21 protein-coding genes are annotated in these 20,934 nt (G+C 67.5%); 3 read left to right on the top strand and 18 right to left on the bottom strand.

What is annotated here, in order from left to right:
- Positions 1 to 4 precede the first annotated feature (4 nt).
- The 4 genes from EPO52_RS16955 to EPO52_RS16970 form a co-directional block, all read right to left on the bottom strand.
- Positions 5 to 223 (bottom strand): hypothetical protein, encoded by a 219-nt coding sequence (locus tag EPO52_RS16955; RefSeq protein WP_290808943.1) that lies wholly within the window; start codon positions 221 to 223, stop codon positions 5 to 7.
- Positions 224 to 272: 49 nt separating this feature from the next.
- Positions 273 to 689 (bottom strand): DUF948 domain-containing protein, encoded by a 417-nt coding sequence (locus EPO52_RS16960; RefSeq protein WP_290808945.1) that lies wholly within the window; start codon positions 687 to 689, stop codon positions 273 to 275.
- A gap of 108 nt (positions 690 to 797) precedes the next feature.
- On the bottom strand, positions 798 to 1,427 hold the full coding sequence (gene rpsD / locus EPO52_RS16965) for a 30S ribosomal protein S4 (protein ID WP_290808947.1): 630 nt from the start codon (positions 1,425 to 1,427) through the stop codon (positions 798 to 800).
- Between the two features lie 193 nt (positions 1,428 to 1,620).
- On the bottom strand, positions 1,621 to 2,982 hold the full coding sequence (locus tag EPO52_RS16970; RefSeq protein WP_290808949.1) for a replication-associated recombination protein A: 1,362 nt from the start codon (positions 2,980 to 2,982) through the stop codon (positions 1,621 to 1,623).
- 59 nt (positions 2,983 to 3,041) lie between these two features.
- Here EPO52_RS16970 and EPO52_RS16975 point away from each other — a divergent pair, with 59 nt between their 5' ends.
- The 3 genes from EPO52_RS16975 to EPO52_RS16985 all read left to right on the top strand — a co-directional run bounded on the left by EPO52_RS16975 (position 3,042) and on the right by EPO52_RS16985 (position 5,806).
- The gene (locus tag EPO52_RS16975; protein WP_290808951.1) at positions 3,042 to 3,845 is read left to right on the top strand and encodes a peptidylprolyl isomerase; all 804 of its coding nucleotides are present in this window, start codon (positions 3,042 to 3,044) and stop codon (positions 3,843 to 3,845) included.
- 63 nt (positions 3,846 to 3,908) lie between these two features.
- The gene (locus tag EPO52_RS16980) at positions 3,909 to 5,138 is read left to right on the top strand and encodes a DUF349 domain-containing protein (protein ID WP_290808953.1); all 1,230 of its coding nucleotides are present in this window, start codon (positions 3,909 to 3,911) and stop codon (positions 5,136 to 5,138) included.
- A 95-nt stretch (positions 5,139 to 5,233) separates the two neighbouring features.
- Positions 5,234 to 5,806, top strand: coding sequence for a hypothetical protein (locus EPO52_RS16985; protein WP_290808955.1), 573 nt, complete (start codon positions 5,234 to 5,236; stop codon positions 5,804 to 5,806).
- Here EPO52_RS16985 and EPO52_RS16990 read toward each other — a convergent pair.
- From EPO52_RS16990 to EPO52_RS17055, 14 genes are all read right to left on the bottom strand, one after another.
- Positions 5,793 to 8,048, bottom strand: coding sequence for a bifunctional (p)ppGpp synthetase/guanosine-3',5'-bis(diphosphate) 3'-pyrophosphohydrolase (locus EPO52_RS16990; RefSeq protein WP_290808957.1), 2,256 nt, complete (start codon positions 8,046 to 8,048; stop codon positions 5,793 to 5,795). The two genes, EPO52_RS16985 and EPO52_RS16990, sit on opposite strands and share 14 nt — an antisense overlap.
- Before the next feature lie 89 nt (positions 8,049 to 8,137).
- The gene (secF, locus tag EPO52_RS16995) at positions 8,138 to 9,145 is read right to left on the bottom strand and encodes a protein translocase subunit SecF (protein WP_290808959.1); all 1,008 of its coding nucleotides are present in this window, start codon (positions 9,143 to 9,145) and stop codon (positions 8,138 to 8,140) included.
- On the bottom strand, positions 9,145 to 10,866 hold the full coding sequence (gene secD / locus EPO52_RS17000) for a protein translocase subunit SecD (RefSeq protein WP_290808961.1): 1,722 nt from the start codon (positions 10,864 to 10,866) through the stop codon (positions 9,145 to 9,147). Before secD ends, secF begins: the two co-directional genes overlap by 1 nt.
- Before the next feature lie 83 nt (positions 10,867 to 10,949).
- Complete coding sequence (yajC, locus tag EPO52_RS17005; protein ID WP_290808963.1) at positions 10,950 to 11,354, bottom strand: preprotein translocase subunit YajC; 405 nt, start codon at positions 11,352 to 11,354, stop codon at positions 10,950 to 10,952.
- 106 nt (positions 11,355 to 11,460) lie between these two features.
- Positions 11,461 to 12,471: a Holliday junction branch migration DNA helicase RuvB gene (ruvB, locus tag EPO52_RS17010; protein ID WP_290809259.1), complete on the bottom strand. Its 1,011-nt coding sequence runs from the start codon at positions 12,469 to 12,471 to the stop codon at positions 11,461 to 11,463.
- Between the two features lie 23 nt (positions 12,472 to 12,494).
- Positions 12,495 to 13,124 carry a Holliday junction branch migration protein RuvA gene (gene ruvA, locus EPO52_RS17015; protein ID WP_290808965.1) on the bottom strand — a complete coding sequence of 210 codons (630 nt, stop codon included), beginning with the start codon at positions 13,122 to 13,124 and terminating at the stop codon, positions 12,495 to 12,497.
- The gene (gene ruvC / locus EPO52_RS17020) at positions 13,121 to 13,756 is read right to left on the bottom strand and encodes a crossover junction endodeoxyribonuclease RuvC (RefSeq protein WP_290808967.1); all 636 of its coding nucleotides are present in this window, start codon (positions 13,754 to 13,756) and stop codon (positions 13,121 to 13,123) included. Before ruvC ends, ruvA begins: the two co-directional genes overlap by 4 nt.
- 56 nt (positions 13,757 to 13,812) lie before the next feature.
- Entirely contained in the window at positions 13,813 to 14,574 is a 762-nt protein-coding gene (locus EPO52_RS17025; protein WP_290808969.1) for a YebC/PmpR family DNA-binding transcriptional regulator, read from the bottom strand.
- Between the two features lie 46 nt (positions 14,575 to 14,620).
- On the bottom strand, positions 14,621 to 15,250 hold the full coding sequence (pdxT, locus tag EPO52_RS17030) for a pyridoxal 5'-phosphate synthase glutaminase subunit PdxT (protein WP_290808971.1): 630 nt from the start codon (positions 15,248 to 15,250) through the stop codon (positions 14,621 to 14,623).
- Positions 15,240 to 16,139: a pyridoxal 5'-phosphate synthase lyase subunit PdxS gene (gene pdxS / locus EPO52_RS17035; protein WP_290808973.1), complete on the bottom strand. Its 900-nt coding sequence runs from the start codon at positions 16,137 to 16,139 to the stop codon at positions 15,240 to 15,242. The genes pdxT and pdxS overlap by 11 nt, the downstream gene beginning before the upstream one ends.
- Positions 16,140 to 16,166: 27 nt before the next feature.
- The gene (locus EPO52_RS17040) at positions 16,167 to 16,760 is read right to left on the bottom strand and encodes an HIT domain-containing protein (protein WP_290808975.1); all 594 of its coding nucleotides are present in this window, start codon (positions 16,758 to 16,760) and stop codon (positions 16,167 to 16,169) included.
- The gene (gene thrS / locus EPO52_RS17045; protein WP_290808977.1) at positions 16,760 to 18,739 is read right to left on the bottom strand and encodes a threonine--tRNA ligase; all 1,980 of its coding nucleotides are present in this window, start codon (positions 18,737 to 18,739) and stop codon (positions 16,760 to 16,762) included. The genes EPO52_RS17040 and thrS overlap by 1 nt, the downstream gene beginning before the upstream one ends.
- A gap of 60 nt (positions 18,740 to 18,799) precedes the next feature.
- Positions 18,800 to 19,321, bottom strand: a complete 522-nt coding sequence (locus tag EPO52_RS17050) for a DUF6790 family protein (protein WP_290808979.1) — start codon at positions 19,319 to 19,321, stop codon at positions 18,800 to 18,802.
- Between the two features lie 49 nt (positions 19,322 to 19,370).
- The gene (locus tag EPO52_RS17055; RefSeq protein WP_290808981.1) at positions 19,371 to 20,933 is read right to left on the bottom strand and encodes an FAD-dependent oxidoreductase; all 1,563 of its coding nucleotides are present in this window, start codon (positions 20,931 to 20,933) and stop codon (positions 19,371 to 19,373) included.
- Position 20,934 lies beyond the last annotated feature (1 nt).

Here is a 20,934-nt window from a genome sequence, read left to right on the forward strand (position 1 = left end):
TCCTCTACTTGGCGAGCTTGGAGACCTTGTCGCCGGCATCGGCGATGGCGGCGCGCAGCTCTGCTTCGCGCTCACGGTATCCGTCGACCAGGGAGTCGCTGAACTCCTTGGTCTTCTTGTCGAACTCGCTGAAGAACTTCTTGCCGCCGGAGGTCTGGTTGAACTGGTGGGCCACCACGAATCCGATGCCGATACCGGCGATCAGCCACAGAACCTTCTTCATTGTCGTTCTCCTCGTTCGTGTCGGGCCGCGTGAGCGGCATCCGATCAGTTTAGTGCGAGCGCTTCTTCGGTTTGGGCGCGCTCGTCTTCTTGGTACCCGGGGTCTTCGTGGTGTCGGCCGCCCGGAAGCTGCCGAACGCGGCACGAACGCCCGCGCTGAAGCCGGCGAGCTTGATGAGCGGGCCACCGACGGATGCCGCGAACAGCGCCACGAGCGACGAGACGTTGCCCGTGACCTCCTCGACGTTGCGGGTGATCACGTCGACGCGGGCGAGCTGCTTGTTGGCCTCCTGAACCGTGACCGTCGACTCGGCCAGGATCGGCGTGATGCCGTCGCTGACGTCTTTGATCGAGTCGCGGGTCTGGTCGAACACTCCCCCGAGCTTCACGAGAGGGATGGCGATGAGGCCGACCAGCACGGCGAACACGCCCGCGGCGATCAGTCCGGCGATGTCTCCACCTGACATGGGGAACCCTTCTCTGGGATGCGGTCGGTGCTGTACGACGTCACCGGCGGGAATGCAGAAAGCGGGCCACCCGAAGGCGACCCGCTCTCTAGTATGCCGTGACGGAGGTCAGCGGGCTGCGTAGTACTCGACCACGAGCTGCACCTCACAGGTCACGGGGACCTGTGCGCGCTTCGGGCGCTCGACGAGACGCGCCTGCAGCTTGTCGAGTTCGACCTCGAGGTAGCTCGGGGTCTTCGGCAGCAGGTCGATGTGACCGCCGGCCGCAGCCACCTGGAAGGGCTCGGTGCCCTCCGACTTGGGCTTGACGTGGATGGTCTGACCCGGCTTCACGCGGAAGGAGGGACGGTCGACGAGCTGGCCGTCGACGAGGATGTGACGGTGCACGACCATCTGACGTGCCTGCGCGGTGGTGCGGGCGAAGCCCGACCGGAGCACCAGGGCGTCGAGACGCATCTCGAGGAGCTCGACCAGGTTCTCACCGGTCAGGCCCTTCGCCTTGCGGGCCTCTTCGAAGGCGATCTTCAGCTGCTTCTCGCGGATGCCATACTGGGCGCGCAGACGCTGCTTCTCGCGCAGACGAACGGCGTAGTCGCTGTCCTGCTTGCGCTTGGTGCGGCCGTGCTCGCCGGGAGCGTAGGGGCGCTTCTCGAGGTACTTGGCTGCCTTCGGGGTGAGCGGAATGCCCAGGGCCCGGGAGAGGCGGGTCTTGCTTCGCGTACGCGACTTGGTAGCCACTTACGTCCTTTCGGTTGAATTCTTACAAGATGAATGCGCGCCGAGGCGCGCGTGTGAATCCACAGGATTCCAAGTAAGAGGGTGTCTGCCGGGCGGTTCGGCTAAAGAACACGACCCCGTAGCCAGTGTCGATTCGCAGCCGCACGAAAATGACGCTGATTAGGCATCGATCAGATTAGCACAGGGATGTGCGTCAGGACTGCTTTCCCCGCGTGATGTCGCGGAGTTTCGCGAGCCGGGCCGAGACCTCGCGCTCGTGCCCATGGTCGGTGGGGTCGTAGTACGTCGTACCCGACAGCTCGTCGGGAAGGTACTGCTGCCGCACCACGCCCAGATCGTCGTCGTGCGGGTATTTGTAGCCTTTGCCATGGCCGAGGCGCTTGGCGCCCGCGTAGTGCGCGTCGCGGAGATGTTTCGGCACCCGACCGAAGTTGCCCGCCTTCACATCCGCTATGGCGGCATTGATACCCATGTACGCCGCGTTCGACTTCGGTGCGGTGGCGAGGTACACCACGGCCTCGGCCATGGGGATGCGGCCCTCCGGCATGCCGATCAGCTGCATCGCCTCCGCGGCGGCCACCGCGATCTGGAGGCCTTGCGGGTCGGCCATCCCGATGTCTTCCGCGGCCAGGATGATGACCCGGCGTGCGATGAACCGCGGATCCTCCCCCGCCTCGAACATGCGCGCGAGGTAGTGCAGAGCCGCATCGACATCGGAGCCGCGCACCGACTTGATGAAGCCGCTGATGACGTCGTAGTGCTCGTCGCCGTTGCGGTCGTAGCGGAGGAGCGCCCGGTCGACCGATTGCTCGAGCACCTCGCCCGTGATGACCGGCACCTCGTGGTCGTCGTCGTCTTCGTCGGTGTCGGCGTCACGCGCCAGAACCGTGCCGGCGGCCGCTTCCAAGGCGGTGAGCGCCCGGCGGGCATCGCCCGACGACATCCGGATGATGGCAGCCCGCGCCTCGTCGTCGAGCGCGACGGCGCCCGCCAGGCCCCGCGCATCCGTCACCGCACGATCGATGAGCACGCCGAGGTCGTCGTCGGTGAGCTGCTCGAGGGTGAGCAGGAGCGATCGGGAGAGCAAGGGCGAGATGACCGAGAACGACGGATTCTCGGTGGTGGCCGCCACGAGGATGACCCAGCCGTTCTCGACGCCCGGGAGCAGCGCGTCCTGCTGCGCCTTGGTGAAGCGGTGGATCTCGTCGAGGAACAGCACGGTCGACAGGCCGTAGAGGTCACGGTTGCGGAAGGCGTCGTCCATCACCTGGCGCACGTCTTTCACGCCCGCGGTGACGGCGGAGAGCTCGACGAACTTGCGACCGGACGAGTGCGCGATGGCCTGCGCGAGGGTGGTCTTGCCCGTACCGGGTGGACCCCACAGGATGACGGACACCGAACCGCTCGTGCCGCCCGTGTCGGAGGCGAGGTTGACCAGGGGCGAACCCGGGCGGAGGAGGTGCTTCTGACCGGCCACCTCGTCGAGCGATCTGGGCCGCATGCGCACAGCGAGTGGGACTGCTCCGGAGTGGAGTCCCGGTTGCTGATAGGCCATACGTCTAGGGTACTGTGATGGGCCGACACGGCCCGGCGACAACGACACATGGAGGACCTGTGGCACCCAGCAATCAGGAGCGCGCTGCTCGAGAGGCACGAACCCGTTTGCGTGACTACAAGGCCCGCCAGACCGCGCACTCCGAACGCGTGCGCCGACGCACTCGCGACAACGTGATCGCCGCTGTCGTCGTGGTGGTCCTGATCGCCGGCGTGACCGCCGCACAACTCTTCTACTTCAGCTCCGGCCCGGGCGCTCCCGTGGCCTCCCCCTCGGCGAGTGCCACCCCGAGCGCCAGCGCCAGCGCCACCGCGGCTGCCGGGCAGAACACCGGAGACGTTCCCGCATCCACCATCGCCGAAGGCCGCACCTGGACGGGGACGATGACGATCAACGACATCCCGCTCGGCATCCAGCTCGACGGTGCGGCGGCCCCTCAGGCCGTCTCCGCCTTCATCGCCCAAGCCCAGTCGGGCTATTTCACCGACACCTCCTGCCACCGCCTCACCACGAGCGGCATCTTCGTGCTGCAGTGCGGCGACCCCACCGGCACCGGCACGGGCGGCCCCGGCTACAGCTACGGTCCGGTCGAGAACGCGCCGGCCGACAACGTCTACCCCGCCGGCACCCTCGCCATGGCCCGCCAGAGCGGCAACGGCTACAGCATGGGCAGCCAGTTCTTCATCGTGTACGGCGACTCCACGATTCCGTCGGACGCCGCCGGCGGATACACCGTGCTCGGCACCGTGACGAGCGGCCTCGATGCCCTCGAGTCGGGTGTGATCGGGGCCGGCACGGCCGATGGTTCCGCCGACGGCAAGCCCGCCGTCAGCGCCGTGATCACCAATGTCACAGTTCAATAACCCCGCGCGCCGGGTGCAATAGGCTTGTGGCCGTACTCCAGACATCGTCGACAGGATGGTTCCGTGACCGCTAGTGATCAGCACCCGTGGGGGCGAGTCGACGACGACGGCTCCGTCTACGTTCGTGAAACCGACGGCGAGAGATTGGTCGGTCAGTATCCCGACGGCTCGAAAGAAGAGGCCATCGCCTACTTCGAGCGCAAATACACCGACCTCGCCGGGCAGGTGACTCTGCTCGAGCAGCGCGCCAAGCGCGGTGCCCCGGCCGCCGACATCGCCAAGGCGGTGAAGTCGCTCAGTGCGACCGTCGCCACCGCCAACGCGGTCGGCGATCTCGCCGCGCTGAAGACACGGGTCGATGCTCTCTCGTCCACCGTCTCGGAGATCACCGAGAAGCAGTCCGCCGAGGCCCAGGCCGAGGTCGCGCAGGCCGTCGCCGACCGTACCGCCATCGTGGTGGAGATCGAGACCCTCGCGGCCCACGATCCGGCCAAGGCGCAGTGGAAACAGGTCACCGCGCAGATCGACGAGCTCTTCGGCCGCTGGCAGAAGCACCAGCACGAGGCACCCCGACTCCCTCGCACCGAGGCCACCGAGTTGTGGAAGCGGTTCCGCGAGGCCCGCACCTCGCTCGAGACCCAGCGCAAGGCGTTCTTCTCCGAGCTCGACCAGGTGCACCGCGACGCACGCACCCGCAAGCAGGCGCTCGTCGATCAGGCCGAGGCGCTCTCCGGTCGTGGTGTCGACGGCATTTCCGCCTACCGCGATCTGCTCGACCAGTGGAAGGCCACCGGTCGTGCCGGCAAGAAGTACGACGACGCGCTGTGGGACAGGTTCAAGGCCGCCGGTGACGTGCTCTACTCCGCCCGCAGCGAGGTCGTGGCCCGCGAGGAAGGTGAGTTCGGCGAGAACCTCACCGCCAAACTCGCTCTGCTGGAGGAAGCCGAGCCGCTGCTCAAAGAGACCGACCGCACGAAGGCGCGCGAGGCGCTGATCAGCATCCAGCGTCGCTGGGACGAGATCGGCAAGGTGCCCCGCGACCAGGTCAAGCCCGTCGAAGAGCGCCTCCGCAAGGTGGAAGCCGCGGTGCGCAAGCTCGACGAGGAGCACTGGAGCCGCAACAACCCCGAGAAGAAGGCGCGTTCCGAAGGTCTCGCCTCGCAGCTCACCGACGCCATCGACAAGCTGCAGCGCGAGATCGACGATGCGAAGACCGCCGGTGACACCGCCAAGGTCAAGGAGCTTCAGGAAGCGCTCGACGCCCGCAAGATCTGGCTCGACGCTCTCGGCTGATCGTCATCACTGCTCACCGGTGAGGTGCAGCGGGAGTTGTCCACAGCCTCGCGTCCGCAGCCGGCGGCAACCGGTGCGGGTGCCATGATCGCAGGATGCCGCCGGCCCTCCCCCTCGTGCTCGATGCCGCAGTTCTCCCGCTCGGCGAGCTGAGGGCGGCATGCCTCGACGGCGACCTGCGGATGCTCGGCGGCTTCGCGTTCTGTTCCATCGACGTTCCCGAGTCGCCGATGGCGCGCGCCGAGGCACTCGCCGCGGCGATACCCGCCGGTCATGTGGTCGAGCGGATGTCGGCCGCGTGGGTGCACGGCGCGCATCCGGCTTTCCCCCGGCCCGTGCAACTCTGCATCCGCTCGACGCACCGCGTTCGCATCCGGCCGTCGGCGGCCCGGGAGGTGCGCCAGGTGGTGATGGCCGACCACGAGCTGAAGCGCCTGGGCTCGCTCCAGGTCACGGGCTGGTTCCGCACGGCCGTCGACATCGTGCGGAGCGAGGAGCAGTTCCCGCGCTCGGTGGCCGACTGCGTCTCGACGCTTCTGCTCGCCGCAGGGGCGACCCCGCGCGACTGCGCGCGGGAGTTCGACCGTGTGCCCCATCTGCCGCACAAGCGACGGGCTCAGCAGCGCCTCGCGACGCTCAGGGGCTTCGGCGCGGTCAGCCGCCCGTGACCCGGTACACGTCGTAGACCGCATCGATGCGGCGCACCGCGTTCAGAACGCGGTCGAGGTGGGTCGTGTCACCCATCTCGAACACGAAGCGGCTGAGGGCGAGACGGTCGCTCGACGTGTTCACCGAGGCGGAGAGGATGTTGACGTGATGCTCGGAGAGCACCCGAGTGACATCCGACAGCAGGCCTGAGCGGTCGAGTGCCTCCACCTGGATCTGCACCAGGAAGACGCTCTTCGACGACGGAGCCCACTCCACATCGATCATGCGCTCGGGTTCGTTCAGCAGAGAGGCCACGTTGTGGCAGTCGGCCTGGTGCACCGACACACCCGAACCGCGGGTGACGAAGCCCACGATGTCGTCGCCCGGCACCGGGGTGCAGCACTTGGCGAGCTTCACGAGGATGTCGGGGGCGCCGCGCACGAGCACGCCGGAGTCGCTGTGCGTGACCCGGGGCCGATTGCCCACGAACACATCGAGGTCGGAGTCATCGCTCTCGACCTCCGTCTGCAGCGAGGCGATCACCTTCTCGATCACCGACTGGGTGGAGATGTGACCCTCGCCGATGGCCGCGTAGAGACCGGAGACGTTGTCGTAGTGCAGCTGCGACGCCACATCGGAGATCGAGTCCTGGCTCATCAGCTTCTGGAGAGGGAGATTCTGCTTGCGCATGGCGCGAGCGATTGCATCCCGACCCTGCTCGATGGCTTCGTCGCGCCGCTCCTTGGTGAACCACTGGCGGATCTTGTTGCGCGCACGGGGGCTCTGCACGAAGCTCAGCCAGTCTTGCGACGGCCCGGAGTCGGGGTTCTTCGACGTGAACACCTCGACCACGTCTCCGGAGCCCAGCGTGGAGTCGAGCGGCACGAGGCGGCCGTTCACCTTGGCGCCCATGGTGCGGTGGCCCACCTCGGTGTGCACGGCGTAGGCGAAGTCGACCGGGGTCGCGCCCGCGGGCAGACCGACCACCTTGCCCTTCGGCGTGAACACGTAGACCTCTTTGGCGCCGATCTCGAACCGCAGAGAGTCGAGGAATTCGCCCGGGTCGACCGTCTCGGCCTGCCAGTCGCTGATGCGCGCGAGCCAGGCCATGTCGGTGTCGGATGACGACGAGGGCGCCGGCGATGCCTTGCCGCCGTTCACCCGCTCCTTGTACTTCCAGTGCGCGGCCACACCGAACTCGGCGCGCTGATGCATCTCGTTGGTGCGGATCTGGATCTCGACGGGCCGGCCGCCCGGCCCGATCACCGTGGTGTGCAGTGACTGGTAGAGATTGAACTTGGGTGTGGCGATGTAGTCCTTGAAGCGGCCGGGGATGGGGTTCCAGCGGGCATGGATCGATCCGAGCACCGCGTAGCAGTCGCGCACCGTGTTCACGAGCACCCGGATGCCCACCAGGTCGTAGATCTCGTCGAACTCACGACCGCGCACGATCATCTTCTGATAGATCGAGTAGTACTGCTTGGGCCGGCCTGCCACCTTGCCGCGGATCTTGCCCGCCTTGAGGTCGTCGCCGACGGCGTCGATGACCTGCTGCACGTACTCTTCGCGCTGCGGGGTGCGCTGGCGCACGAGATTCTCGATCTCGACGTAGAGCTTGGGATACAGCACCGCGAACGAGAGGTCTTCGAGCTCCCACTTGATCGACTGGATGCCCAGTCGGTGCGCGAGCGGCGCATAGATCTCGAGCGTCTCCTTGGCCTTGCGCTGGGCCGACTCGGCGGCCACGAAGCCCCAGGTGCGCGCGTTGTGCAGGCGGTCGCAGAGCTTGATGATGAGCACACGGATGTCGCGCGACATCGCCACGATCATCTTGCGAACGGTCTCGGCCTGAGCGCTGTCGCCGTACTTGACCTTGTCGAGCTTCGTGACGCCGTCGACGAGCATGGCGACCTCGTCGCCGAAGTCGGCGCGCACCATGTCGAGCGAGTAGTCGGTGTCTTCGACGGTGTCGTGCAGCAACGCTGCGGCAACCGCCTTCGAACCGAGGCCCAGTTCGGCGAGGATCTGGGCCACCGCCACCGGGTGGGTGATGTAGGGCTCGCCGCTCCGCCGCTTCTGGCCGTCGTGCGCACGTTCGGCTGCGGTGTAGGCCCGCTCGAGGATGGTGAGGTCGGCCTTCGGATGATTCGCCCGAACGGTTCGGATCAGCGTGTCGACGGCTCCCGCTGGCTGAGCCCGCGAGAACAGGCGCGGCACCAGCCGGCGCAGCGTCGCAGTCGACGTGGTGCTGGTCTCCGTCATGTCAGGCCTCCACCTCGATTATCCCCCAGGGCGGAGCACCCGATGCACGCGCGCATTGCGCTGTGGGCGGATGGCACGGGCCGGCCGGGTCAGGAGGCCGCGCTGACCGAGGCCTTCTCCGCCTTGGCCTGATCCGCCTCGACCCGCCCATCGTGCTTGCGGATCTTCGGCTCGTTCTGACGGAACTGCGCATACAGCGGCGCGGCCACGAAGATCGTGGAGTAGGTGCCGATGATGATTCCGATGAGCAGTGCGAGCGAGATGTCGCGCAGGGTGGACGCACCCAGCACGAACGATCCGATGATCAGGATCGACGCCACAGGGAGGGCCGCCACCACCGAGGTGTTGATCGAGCGCACCAGGGTCTGGTTCACCGCGAGGTTCACCATCTGAGCGAACGTCTGCGTGCCGCGTTCATCGAGGTTGGCCGTGTTCTCCCGGATCTTGTCGAACACCACCACCGTGTCGTACAGCGAGTAGCCGAGGATCGTGAGCAGGCCGATCACCGCCGCGGGCGTGATCTCGAGGCCCGTGAGGCCGTAGACCCCCGCCGTGATCACGAGGTCATGGAGCAGGGCGATGAGGGCTGCGGCCGCCATCTTCCAGGTGCGGAAGTAGATCGCCATGAAGATGGCCACGAGCACGAGGAAGATGATGAGACCGCGGATGGCCTGCGTGGTGATGTCGGCACCCCAGGTGGCACCGATGAACGAGGTGGCGACGTTCGTGACCGGTACGTCGTAGGCGGTGGCGAGAGCCTCCTGCACCGTGGTCGTCTGGGTACGGTCGAGTTCATCGGTCTGCACCCGAACGGCATCTTGCCCGAGCGTGCTCACGCGGGGATTGGCACCGGGCATCGCCTCGTTCACCGTGTCGGTGGCGATGTTCTGATCGAGATTGGCGACCTGCGACACCGTGAACTCGGAACCGCCGCGGAACTCGATACCGAACTCGTAGCCGCCGCGCAGCCACGGCCCGACGAGGGCGATGAGCACCAGCACTGCTGAGATGGCGTACCAGAGCTTGCGTCGCCCGATGATGTCGAACGAGCGCTTGCCGGAGTAGAGGTCGTTTCCGAACTGGGAGAAGCTGGCCATCAGGAGTTCTTCCCCTCATCGGTGGAACGGTTCGAATCGGAGCCGGTCTTCGCGCCGGCGAGCTCGGCGGCCTTGCGCTCGGCGATCGTCTGGCGCTTGACCGCCTCTTTGCTGGCCGCGTTCTTCTTCGACACCGTGGTGCCCACCGCCGGGGTGCGGAACTGCGCCCGGCCGCGGTACACGGCGCCCAGGGCGCGCGGGTCGAGCCCGGAGAGCTTGTGGCCATCGCGGAAGAACGGCAGCTCGGCAAGGAGCGTCATGAGCGGGTGCGTGAAGAGCATCACGACGATGATGTCGACGATGGTGGTGAGCCCCAGCGTGAACGCGAACCCGCGCACGTTGCCGATGGCCAGCACGTACAGCACGGCGGCCGCGAGGAAGTTCACCGCGTCTGAGGCCGTGATGGTGCGGATGGCGCGCTTCCAGCCCGCCTGCACCGACGAGTTCAAGGCACGCCCGTCACGCAGTTCATCACGTATTCGTTCGAAGTAGACGATGAACGAGTCGGCCGTGATACCGATCGCCACGATCAGACCGGCCACACCCGCGAGGGAGAGACGGAAGTCGATGCGCCACGACATCAGGGTGACCAAGAGGTAGGTGAGCGCTGCGGCGACGACGAGCGAGGCGATCGTGACCGTGCCGAGCAGCCGGTACTGGATGAGCGAATAGATCACGACGAGCAGAAGGCCGATCGCGCCGGCGAGCAGTCCGGACAGGAGCTGCGTCGACCCGAGGGTCGCGGAGATGTCCTCCTGCGACTGGGTGGTGAAGCCGATGGGCAGCGCACCGAACTTCAGCTGGTCGGCGAGCGTCTGAGCCGATTCCTGGGTGAAGGATCCGGAGATCTGCGCCTTGCCGTCGGTGAACGCGCCACCGGTCGTCGGGGCCGTGATGACCTTGCCGTCGAGCACGATCGCGAACTGGTTCTGCACACCGGTGAGGCCGTACAGGCGGGTGGTCACGTCGGCGAACTTCTGGGTTCCGGCATCGTTGAACGAGATGTCGACCACCCACTGGCCGGTCGAGGAGCCGTTCTGGGTGGTGGCCACGCCCGCCGAGGCATCGGCGATGTCGGCGCCCTCGATCTCGACGGGGCCGAGAATGTACTTCACGCCGTTGCTGTCGCACGTGATGAGCGGCTGGTCGGCAGGGGCCTGACCCGCATCGTCGGCGGTGGTGGAATTGCAGTCGAAGCTGTCGAACTCGGCCTGGAGCGCCGGGGTGATGTACGCCAGGTCACTGGCGTTCGTCGGGCTCGTCGTGGGCGTGGTCGACAGGCTCGGGTCGGGCGTGGCGCTCGGAGACGTGGTGGTCGACGTGGTGGCGACGCTGGCGGCGAGAACCGGACGGAAGTCGAGCTTCGCGGACGACTCGATGCGGCTGAGGGTGGCCTCATCCGGCTGGCCGGGGATCGACACGACCACGTTCTGGGCACCCTGGGTGGTGACCTCGGCCTCCGAGACACCGCTGGCGTCGACGCGCTGGCGGATGATGGAGACCGCCTGGTCGAGCTGCTCCTGTGACGGGGTCTCCCCTGACTCCAGCTTCGGGGTCAGGATGATCTGGGTGCCGCCCTCGAGGTCGAGCGCGAGCTTCGGGGTCCACGTCGCCGTGCTCCAGATCACTCCGCCGGCGATGGTTCCGATAAGAACCGCGAAGATCACTCCCAGCCAGATGAGCGTCTTCCACGCCTTCTTGACCGCTGTGGGTTGTGCCACCTAAGTACTCAGCTTTCTGTGCCGCTCGAGCGCCGGTGCACGAGCGTGACCGAACGAGCGTGGATCGAAAGGGGAACGAGTTGTTACTCGTCGCCCTTCTTGTCGGTCTTGTCGGAGCTCAGGGTGTCGGTGGCGGGCTTCTCGATAGCCGGCTTGTCAGCCGCCTCGATCGACTCGTCGATGCGCTCACCGTATTCGGGCTCGCCGTCGGTGGAGTGGTCGATCGGCTCGTCGATGCCGTCGAGGGGCGACGGGGTGACCACGCGGGTCACTGTCTGGCGGTGCACCTTCAGAACGGTGCCGGGGGTGGTCTCGAGCAGAACCTGGTTCTCTTCGTCATCCATCTCGAGGATGGTGCCGTAGAGACCGAAGTTCGTCATGACCTCGGCACCCACCGCCACCTTGCTCTGCAGTTCACGAGCCTGCGCCTGGCGCTTGCGGCTGTTGCGGAACATGAAGATCACCAGCACGGCCAGAACGACCAGCATGACGATTGTTAATCCATCCAACTGCATGAAAAAGTTGCCTTCCAAAATAATGGGGGGTGTCGGGCAGGCAACATCCTATAGATGTGATCCTGTAGACCAGCTTGAATTATAGGTCATCCCCGAAAAGCGAATCTCCATGACGGGGGATTCCGAAGTGGGCCCACGCCGCCTTGGTGGCCACTCGTCCCCGCGGAGTGCGGGTGAGCAGGCCGATCCGCACGAGGAACGGCTCCACCACGGCCTCGATGGTCTCCGACTCCTCGCCCACCGAGACGGCGAGCGTGTTGAGCCCGACCGGCCCTCCGTCGAAGCGTTCCAGCACGATCTTCATCACGGCGCGGTCGAGCCGGTCGAGCCCGAGGACGTCGACGTCGTACAGCTCGAGCGCCGCCTGCACGGCGGAGAGCGTCGCTCCCCCACCCGCCACCAGCGCGTAGTCGCGCACGCGGCGCAGGAGGCGGTTGGCGATGCGCGGTGTGCCCCGCGAACGTGAGGCGATCTCGAGCAGCGACTCCTCGTCGATCTCGACGGAGAGCAGGTCGGCGGCCCGGCGCAGCACGCGCACGAGCTCTTCGGTCTCATAGAACTCGAGGTGCGCGGTGAAGCCGAAACGGTCGCGCAGCGGGTTCGGCAACAGACCGGCACGGGTCGTGGCGCCCACAAGAGTGAAGGGGGCGAGATCGAGCGGGATGGAGGTGGCCCCGGCACCCTTGCCCACCATGATGTCGATGCGGAAGTCCTCCATGGCGAGGTACAGCATCTCCTCGGCCGAGCGCGCCATCCGGTGGATCTCGTCGATGAACAGCACCTCGCCCGGCACCAGCGACGAGAGCACGGCGGCGAGATCGCCGGCGTGCTGGATCGCCGGGCCGCTCGTCATCCGCAGCGGCTGCCCCGTCTCGTGCGCCACGATGATGGCGAGCGTGGTCTTGCCGAGCCCGGGAGGACCGGCGAGCAGGATGTGGTCGGGCGTGCGGGTCTGGATGGCCGCCGCGTCGAGCAGCAACTGGAGCTGGCCCCGCACCTTGCGCTGGCCCACGAACTCGGAGAGCGACTTCGGCCGGAGCGCCCCTTCGAACACCACCTCGGCATCGCCTGCGACCTCAGGGTTCACCAGAGCTTCACCGTCGAACGGCCCGCTCACCGGCCGCCTCCCGCGTTCTGGGCCGGCCCGAGCACCGCGAGGGCGAGCCGAAGAAGGGCCTGAACATCGGATGCCTCCGCCGGCGATGCGGTCTCGAGCACGTCGTCGATCGTGGCCACGGCAGTGCGTTCGGGCCACCCGAGCCCGATGAGGGCGCGCTCGACACTGTCGCGCACCCGCAGCGATGCGGCGGCCGGTGCCGTGGTCTGGCCTGCGGGGATCGGCCGCACAGCGATCTTGCCGGTGAGCGAGAGCACGATGAGCTTCGCGGTCTTGGGACCGATGCCCGACACCTTGCGGAATGCCGCGTCGTCTTCGCGGGCCACCGCCACCGCCACGTCACCCGGGGTGAGTTCGTTGAGCACGCCGAGGGCTGATTTCGGGCCCACGCCCGTCACACCGACGAGCAGGGTGAAGATGTCGAGCGCATCCTGATCGGGGAACCCGAACAGCGACAGGCTGTCTTCCCGCACGATCAGGGAGGTGAGCAGGGTTGTCTCGGCGCCCAGTCGAAGCGTGAGCGAGTGCGGTTCGGTGACCGCCACCGAGTAGCCCACTCCCCCGACGTCGATCACGACGGTTCCTCCGGACAACGAGAGGACGGTGCCGCGCAACGCAGAGATCATCGGGCCAGCCTAGAGGTCACGGAGTGGCCTCCCGCGCCTTGCTCCGCGGCGCGCCACGCGCGCTGCGCAGGGGTGAGCTCGCCCGCGGGCGCCACGGCGCGCGGTCGGGTCGATCCGCTCGTGACACCGGTGAGCGGAGTGCCGGCCTGTGCGGCGCCGAGCGGCACCCGCCACGCGTGGCAGATGGCCAGGGCGAGGGCGTCGGCCGCATCCGCCGGCTTCGGGATGCTGTCGAGCCGCAGTACCTTGGCCACCATCGTGCCCACCTGCTTCTTGTCGGCCTGGCCGTAGCCCGTGATGGCGGCCTTGACCTCGCTCGGCGTGTGCAGCCCCACGGTGAGCGATCGGCGAGCCGCGGCGAGCAACGCGATGCCGCTCACCTGGGCCGTGCCCATCACCGTGCGCACGTTGTGCTGCGCGAACACCCGCTCCACCGCCACCGAGTCGGGGCGGTGCTCGTCGAGAAGGGCGTCGATGCCGGCCGCCACGATCATCAGGCGCTCCTCGAGCGGCAGCTCGGGGCTCGTGGTGATGACCGAGACGTGCACGAGCACCGGGGTACGGGTCGACGCGACATCCACGATGCCCACGCCGCACCGGGTGAGGCCGGGATCGATGCCGAGGACTCGCATCCGTTCGCCTCTCCGGTCAGTGCTCGAGCAGTTCGCCGTTCGTGGCAGAACCTGCCTCAGTCGTCTTCTTCGAGCTCCGCCTGAACCTCGGGCGTGATGTCGATGTTCGTGTACACGTTCTGCACGTCGTCCGACTCCTCGAGGGCGTCGATCAGCTTGAACACCTTGCGCGCGGTCTCGGCATCGGCCTCGACCTGCAGGCTCGCCACGAACTCCACGTCGGCGGAGTCGTAGTCGATGCCCGCCTCCTGGAGCGCGGTGCGGGTGGCCACCATGTGCGATGGATCGGTGAGCACCTCGAACGACTCCGCGCGGTCGGTGACCTCTTCGGCGCCCGCGTCGAGCACGGCGAGGAGGATGTCGTCTTCGGTCACCCCGTCGGCGTGACCGACCGTGATGACGCCCTTGCGGGCGAAGTTGTAGGCGACGCTGCCCGGGTCGGCCATCGTGCCGCCGTTACGGGTCATGAGGGTGCGCACATCGGCCGCAGCGCGGTTCTTGTTGTCGGTGAGGCACTCCACGAGCAAGGCGATGCCGTTGGGGCCGTAGGCCTCGTACATGATCGTCTGGTAGTCGATCGACTCACCGGTGAGCCCGGCGCCGCGCTTGATGGCGCGGTCGATGTTGTCGTTCGGCACCGAGGTCTTCTTGGCCTTCTGCACGGCGTCGACGAGCGTCGGGTTGCCGGCCATGTCGGCGCCGCCCATCTTGGCGGCCACCTCGATGTTCTTGATCAGCTTGGCGAACGACTTGGCGCGCCGTGAGTCGATGACCGCTTTCTTGTGCTTGGTCGTCGCCCATTTAGAGTGTCCGGACACGAAAATCTCCTTCAGGAATCAGAAGCGAGTCTACGCGACGGGTCCGTCATCCCCCGGACGACCGGGCCGTGACCGTGTCGAGGAAGTACTGGTGGAAGCGTGTGTCGCCCGTCATCTCGGGGTGGAACGACGTGCCGAGCACGCCGCCCTGCTGCACGGCCACCACGGTGCCGTCGCCGAGCGACGCGAGCGCGGTGGCCTTCGGGCCGAGCTCGGTCACCACGGGCGCGCGGATGAACACGGCGTGCATCGGAGGCTCCCCCAGTACCGGCACATCGAGCTCGGCCTCGAACGACTCCGTCTGAGCGCCGAAGGCGTTGCGCCGCACCGACACGTCGAGGCCGCCGAAGCTCTGCTGACCCCGGATGCCGCCCTGAACCCGGTCGGCGAGCAGGATGAGGCCCGCACACGTGCCGTACACCGGCATCCCGCCCCGGATGCGCGCCACCACCGCATCGGCGACACCGAACGAGCGGGCCAATTTGTCGATGACGCTCGACTCTCCGCCGGGGATGACAAGACCCGAGATCTGCGCCACTTCCTCGGGTCTGCGCACGAAGACGACATCGGCGCCGAGCGACGTCAGAACCGCGGCGTGCTCTCGGAAATCGCCCTGCAGGGCGAGAACGCCGACCGGCGGGCGCGATCGCGGTGTGCCGGGCGCGCTACCAGCCACGCTCGGCGAGACGGTGAGGCGCCGGGACATCGGCGACGTTGATGCCCACCATCGCCTCGCCCAGGCCGCGCGACACCTCGGCGATCACCGCGGGGTCGTCGAAGAAGGTGGTGGCCTTCACCACGGCCGCGGCCCGTTTCGCGGGGTTGCCCGACTTGAAGATGCCCGAGCCCACGAAGACGCCGTCGGCGCCGAGCTGCATCATCATGGCCGCATCCGCCGGGGTGGCCACGCCGCCCGCGGTGAAGAGCACGACGGGCAGCTTGCCGGTCTCGGCGACCTCCACCACCAACTCATACGGCGCCTGCAACTCCTTCGCCGCGACATAGAGTTCGTCTTTCGCCATCGAGCCGAGGCGTGCGATCTCCTGGTTGATGGTGCGGATGTGCTTGGTGGCCTCGGAGACGTCGCCCGTGCCGGCCTCGCCCTTCGACCGGATCATGGCCGCACCCTCATTGATGCGGCGCAGCGCCTCACCCAGATTCGTGGCGCCGCAGACGAAGGGAACGGTGAAGTCCCACTTGTCGATGTGGTTCACGTAGTCGGCCGGGCTCAGCACCTCCGACTCGTCGATGTAGTCGACGTCGAGAGCCTGCAGCACCTGCGCCTCCACGAAGTGCCCGATGCGGGCCTTCGCCATCACGGGAATGGAGACCTCGGCGATGATCGCCTCGATCAGGTCGGGGTCGCTCATACGCGCCACACCGCCCTGCGAACGGATGTCGGCGGGCACCCGCTCGAGCGCCATCACCGCGACGGCTCCCGCGTCTTCCGCGATCCGCGCCTGCTCAGCCGTCACGACGTCCATGATGACGCCGCCCTTCAGCATCTCCGCCAGGCCGCGCTTCACGCGGCTGGAACCGAATCGGGGCGCGGCGCTGTCAGTCATGATGTCCTCTCGGCAAGCAGAGGCAGTCTAACCCTCGGTGGTGACAGGCCAGGCCGCCTGCACCTGGGCGCGCACATCCCCGATCAGTTGGGGCAGCGCTTTCGTTCCCGCGATGATCGGGAAGAAGTTCGAGTCGAGCGCCCACCGCGGAACGATGTGCTGGTGCAGATGCCCCGCGACCCCGGCGCCCGCGATCCTCCCCTGATTCATGCCGATGTTGAAGCCGTCGCAGTGGGCCACCTCGGTGAGCACGCGCATGGCGGTCTGCGTGAGACTGCCGATCTCCGCGACCTCCTCGGGTGTGGCCAGATCGTACGTGGCCACGTGGCGATAGGGGCACACGAGCAGATGGCCGGAGTTGTAGGGGAAGAGGTTCAGCAGCACGTAGGCGTGGGTGCCCCGCGCCACGATGAGCCCCTCCTCGTCGGAGAGCGACGGCGCCCGGCAGAACGGGCACTCGTCGATGTGCGGCTGCTCGCCGTTCTGGATGTACACCATGCGGTGCGGGGTCCAGAGCCTCTGGAACGAATCGGGAACGGCGGCGAAATCCGCCGACGACTCGGGGTGCTGATCGTCGAACTCGTGGGGCCCGTAGGGCGAGCCCGGGGCATCCGAGACCATCAGAGCTGCCCGGCGCCCGTCACCTGCAGGTGCTTCTCGACGCTCGCCACGATGCGCTCGATGGCGTCATCGGCGGGAACGCCGTTCTCCTGCGAGCCGTCGCGGAACCGGAAGCTCACCGAGCCCGCCGCCGTGTCGTCGGCGCCCGCGATGAGCAGGATCGGCACCTTGTCTTTGGTGTGGGTGCGGATCTTCTTCTGCATGCGCTCGGCCGAGTCATCCAGCTGGGCCCGGATGCCGCGCTTGCGCAGGCGGGCGATGACCTCGTTGAGGTAGTCGGCGTGGTCGTCGGAGATCGGGATGCCCACCACCTGCACCGGCGCGAGCCACACCGGGAAGGCACCCGCGTAGTGCTCGAGCAGGATGGCGAAGAAGCGCTCGATGGAGCCGAGCAGGGCGCGGTGGATCATCACGGGCTGCTGACGGCTGCCGTCGGCCGCGGTGTACTCGAGCTCGAACAGCTCGGGCTGGTTGAAGTCGAGCTGGATGGTGGAGAGCTGCCAGGTTCGGCCGATCGCGTCGCGCGCCTGAACGGAGATCTTCGGGCCGTAGAACGCGGCTCCCCCGGGATCGGGCACGAGCTCGAGGCCCGAGGCGAGTGCCACCTCGCGCAGGGTCTCGGTGGCCGTCTCCCACATCTCGTCGGTGCCCACCGACTTCTCGGGGTCGCGGGTGGAGAGTTCGAGGTAGAAGTCGTCGAGTCCGTAGCCGCGCAGCACGTCGAGCATGAAGTCGATCTGCCGGGTGAGTTCTTCGCGCACCTCGCCCGGGGTCACGTAGATGTGCGCATCATCCTGAGTCAGACCGCGCACGCGGGTGAGGCCCGAGAGCGTGCCGCTCTTCTCGTAGCGGTACACCGTGCCGAACTCGGCGAGCCGCAGGGGCAGCTCACGGTAGCTGCGGCCACGCGCGCGATAGATCAGGTTGTGCATCGGGCAGTTCATGGGCTTCAGGTAGTAGTCCTGGCCCTGCTTGGTGATGTTGCCCTCGGCATCCTGCTCCTCGTCGAGGTGCATCGCCGGGAACATGCCGTCTTTGTACCAGTGCAGGTGCTGGCTGGTCTCGAACAGGTGCGCCTTGGTGATGTGCGGGGTGTTCACCAGCTCGTAGTCGTTCGCGATCAGCTGCTCGCGGAGGTAGTTCTCGATCTCCGACCGGATTATGCCGCCCTTGGGGTGGAAGACGGCGAGGCCCGAGCCGATCTCATCCGGGAAGGAGAAGAGGTCGAGCTCGTTGCCGAGCTTGCGGTGGTCGCGCTTGGCGGCCTCCTCGATGCGGGTCTGGTAAGCGCGCAGTTCATCTTTCGACGGCCAAGCCGTGCCGTACACGCGCTGCAGCTGCTTGTTCTTCTCCGAGCCGCGCCAGTAGGCGGCAGCGAGACGGGTGAGGGCGAAACCGTTGCCGATCATGCGGGTCGACGGCAGGTGCGGGCCGCGGCAGAGGTCTTTCCAGACCGTCTCCCCCGTCTTGGGGTCGACGTTGTCGTAGATGGTGAGCTCGGCGCCGCCGACCTCGACCGACTCGTTGTCGCCATTCAGCTCGGCATCGTCGGCCGAACCGCCCTTCAGCCCGATGAGTTCGAGTTTGTAGGGCTCGTTCGCGAGCTCGGCGCGCGCCTCGTCTTCGGTGACCACGCGGCGCACGAAACGCTGGCCGGCACGGATGATGCGTTCCATGCCCTTCTCGATGGCCTTCATGTCCTCGGGGGTGAAGGGCTCGGCCACGTCGAAGTCGTAGTAGAAGCCGTCGGTGACGGGCGGGCCGATGCCGAGCTTGGCCTCGGGATTGATGGCCTGCACGGCCTGGGCGGCGACGTGCGCAGCCGAGTGGCGCAGGATGGCCAGGCCGTCGGGGCTCGAGATCTCGACGGCCTCGACCGTGTCGGTGTCGGTGACCGTGGCCGCCAGGTCTTTCAGCTCGCCGTTGACGCGCATGGCCACGATGGACCGGTCGCTGAAGAGGTCGAATCCTGTTGTCACGCTCGTAGTGCTCCCTAGGTCTTGCCGAACGCTACAACTCTACCGGCGCGGCCGGAGGGCTCAGGATGCCGCGAGCCAGATCCAGAGAGCGAGCGTGAACAGCGGCAGCACGAAGTCGAGAACCAGGATGGGGCCGGCGTTGTTGATGGAGAGGTTGCGCTCCTTGACGATCTCGCGGATGTGCCCCGCGCCGGCCAGCACGAGGAACACCAGGTCGACGATGATCACGCCGAGCCACGCATCCGGGCCGAAGAACGCGCCCACCACGACACCGGCGATCCCGATGCCGAGGTTGGCGGCGCCCACCTCGAACTGGAAGGGGCCGGGCTGCCAGCCGATCGAGCGGGCGATCGTGGGCCCGAAGAAGAGGTGTGCGATCCCATTTCCGATGGCCGATGAGCCCACGAGGAAGAGCACGGCCATCATGGTGGCGTTCTGCAGCAGATCGGTGGTGCCGCTCGTGGCCACCACGACGATCATGGCGACGATGAAGAGCACGACGCCCGCGAACGGGAGCAGGCCCACCACGACGTTGGGTCTCCCGGCCGCACTCACCCGGTCGTCGCCGTCTGAACGTGTCACGTCGAAGCCCCCTGCTCGTCGATGGCACGAGGCTACCCGACGGGTTCGGTCACCGTCGAGGGGTTCTCGGCAGTTCCGTGAGGTTCGTCACCGCGGGGCCCTCGATGCGCACGCCGCCGGAGGTGAAGCGGGAGGCGTGCAAGGGGCAGTCCCAGGTGCGATCGGCATCGTTCCAGGCGAGAACCCCGCCGAGGTGCGGGCAGACCGCACGCACGGCGCAGGTGCGCCCGTCGACCGTCGAGATGCCGACGGGGCCGCGGCGGGCGGCGGCGATGACCCCTTCTCCCTCGGCCGGCCTGGGAACGGGCACAGGGTTGCGTTCGGCGCCCAGCCAGCCTTTCGCCAACTCGGCACCCACGATCGCGCCCTCTCGCGAACCCCGGCCGAGATCGGCGGGCTTCGTCAGGCGGGTGCCGAGCACCCGGTGCCAGTGCCGGCGGTCGGCCCGGTCGACGCCCATGATCTCGTCGCGCAGACGGAGGGCGGCGGCCACCCCGTTGGTGAGACCCCACTTCGCGAAGCCGGTGGCGAGGTAGACACGCCCGCGGCCGCGCGGAAGCGCGCCGACGAACGGGATGAGGTTGTGCGACTCGTAGTCCTGGGCCGACCACGAGTGGGTGGGGCGGGCATCCGGGTAGACGCTTGAGGTCCAGTCGATCAGGTCGTCGACCCTCGACCGCTCACCGAAGTCGCCCGCCCTCCCGACGGGATGACCGTTGCCGCCCACGACGAGGAGTTCTCCCCCTCGGAAGGGGGCGGTGCGCACGGAGCGGGTGCGCTCGCCGGGGTCGCCGATCGAGAGGTACATTCCGTCAGGCAGGCGGGAGGCCGCATCCGGAACCTCGAACGCCAGGGCGTACGAGCGCAGGCCGTGGGTCTTCGCGAAATAGAGGCCACGATCGAGGATGGGCGTCGCCGTTGCGAGCACGACGTTCGAACCCAGGAGCTCGCCGCGGGTGGTGGTGACCCGACACGGTGCGGATGCGGCCACTCCCGTGACGCGGGTGCGCTCGTAGATGGTGCCACCCGCTCCCACGAAGGCGACGGCGAGGGCGTCGAGGGCATCCATGGCGTCGAGTTGCACCTGATCGGGCAGGGCGACGCCGTACGCGAACGGGAAGGCGGTCTCGACGTCGCGACCGCCTTCGACCAGGCCGACGGCGAGACCCGCCTCGCGGGCGGCACGATACTCGGCTTCGACCGCATCGGCTGCGGAGGAGGCATCCGTCTGGGCGTAGCTGTATGCGGTGCGGTGCTGCACGGCCACTCCTGCGGCGTCGCAGAAGCCCAGCAGCCATTCCTGAGCGTCGCGATTGCTCTCGACGTAGGCCTTCACGACCCGCTTGGAGTGGTGCGCCCGGATCGTCGAGAGGCGGCTCCCCTGCAGCAACGACACCTTGCCGGTGGTGTTGCCGCTCGCCAGCGCCCCGATCTCGGCGGCCTCCACCACCGCAACCGCGCGACCCGCTCGCGCGAGCATCAGGGCCGTGCTGAGGCCGGTGATCCCGCCACCGACGACGACGTCATCGAACCGCCCGCCTTCGACGAACTCCTGGGAGGGGGCGGATGCTCGCCCGTCTTGCCACAGCGACACCGACTCGTAGGGGTACATG

This window comes from Herbiconiux sp., from assembly GCF_004297105.1.
In the GTDB taxonomy this organism is placed as follows: domain Bacteria; phylum Actinomycetota; class Actinomycetes; order Actinomycetales; family Microbacteriaceae; genus Herbiconiux.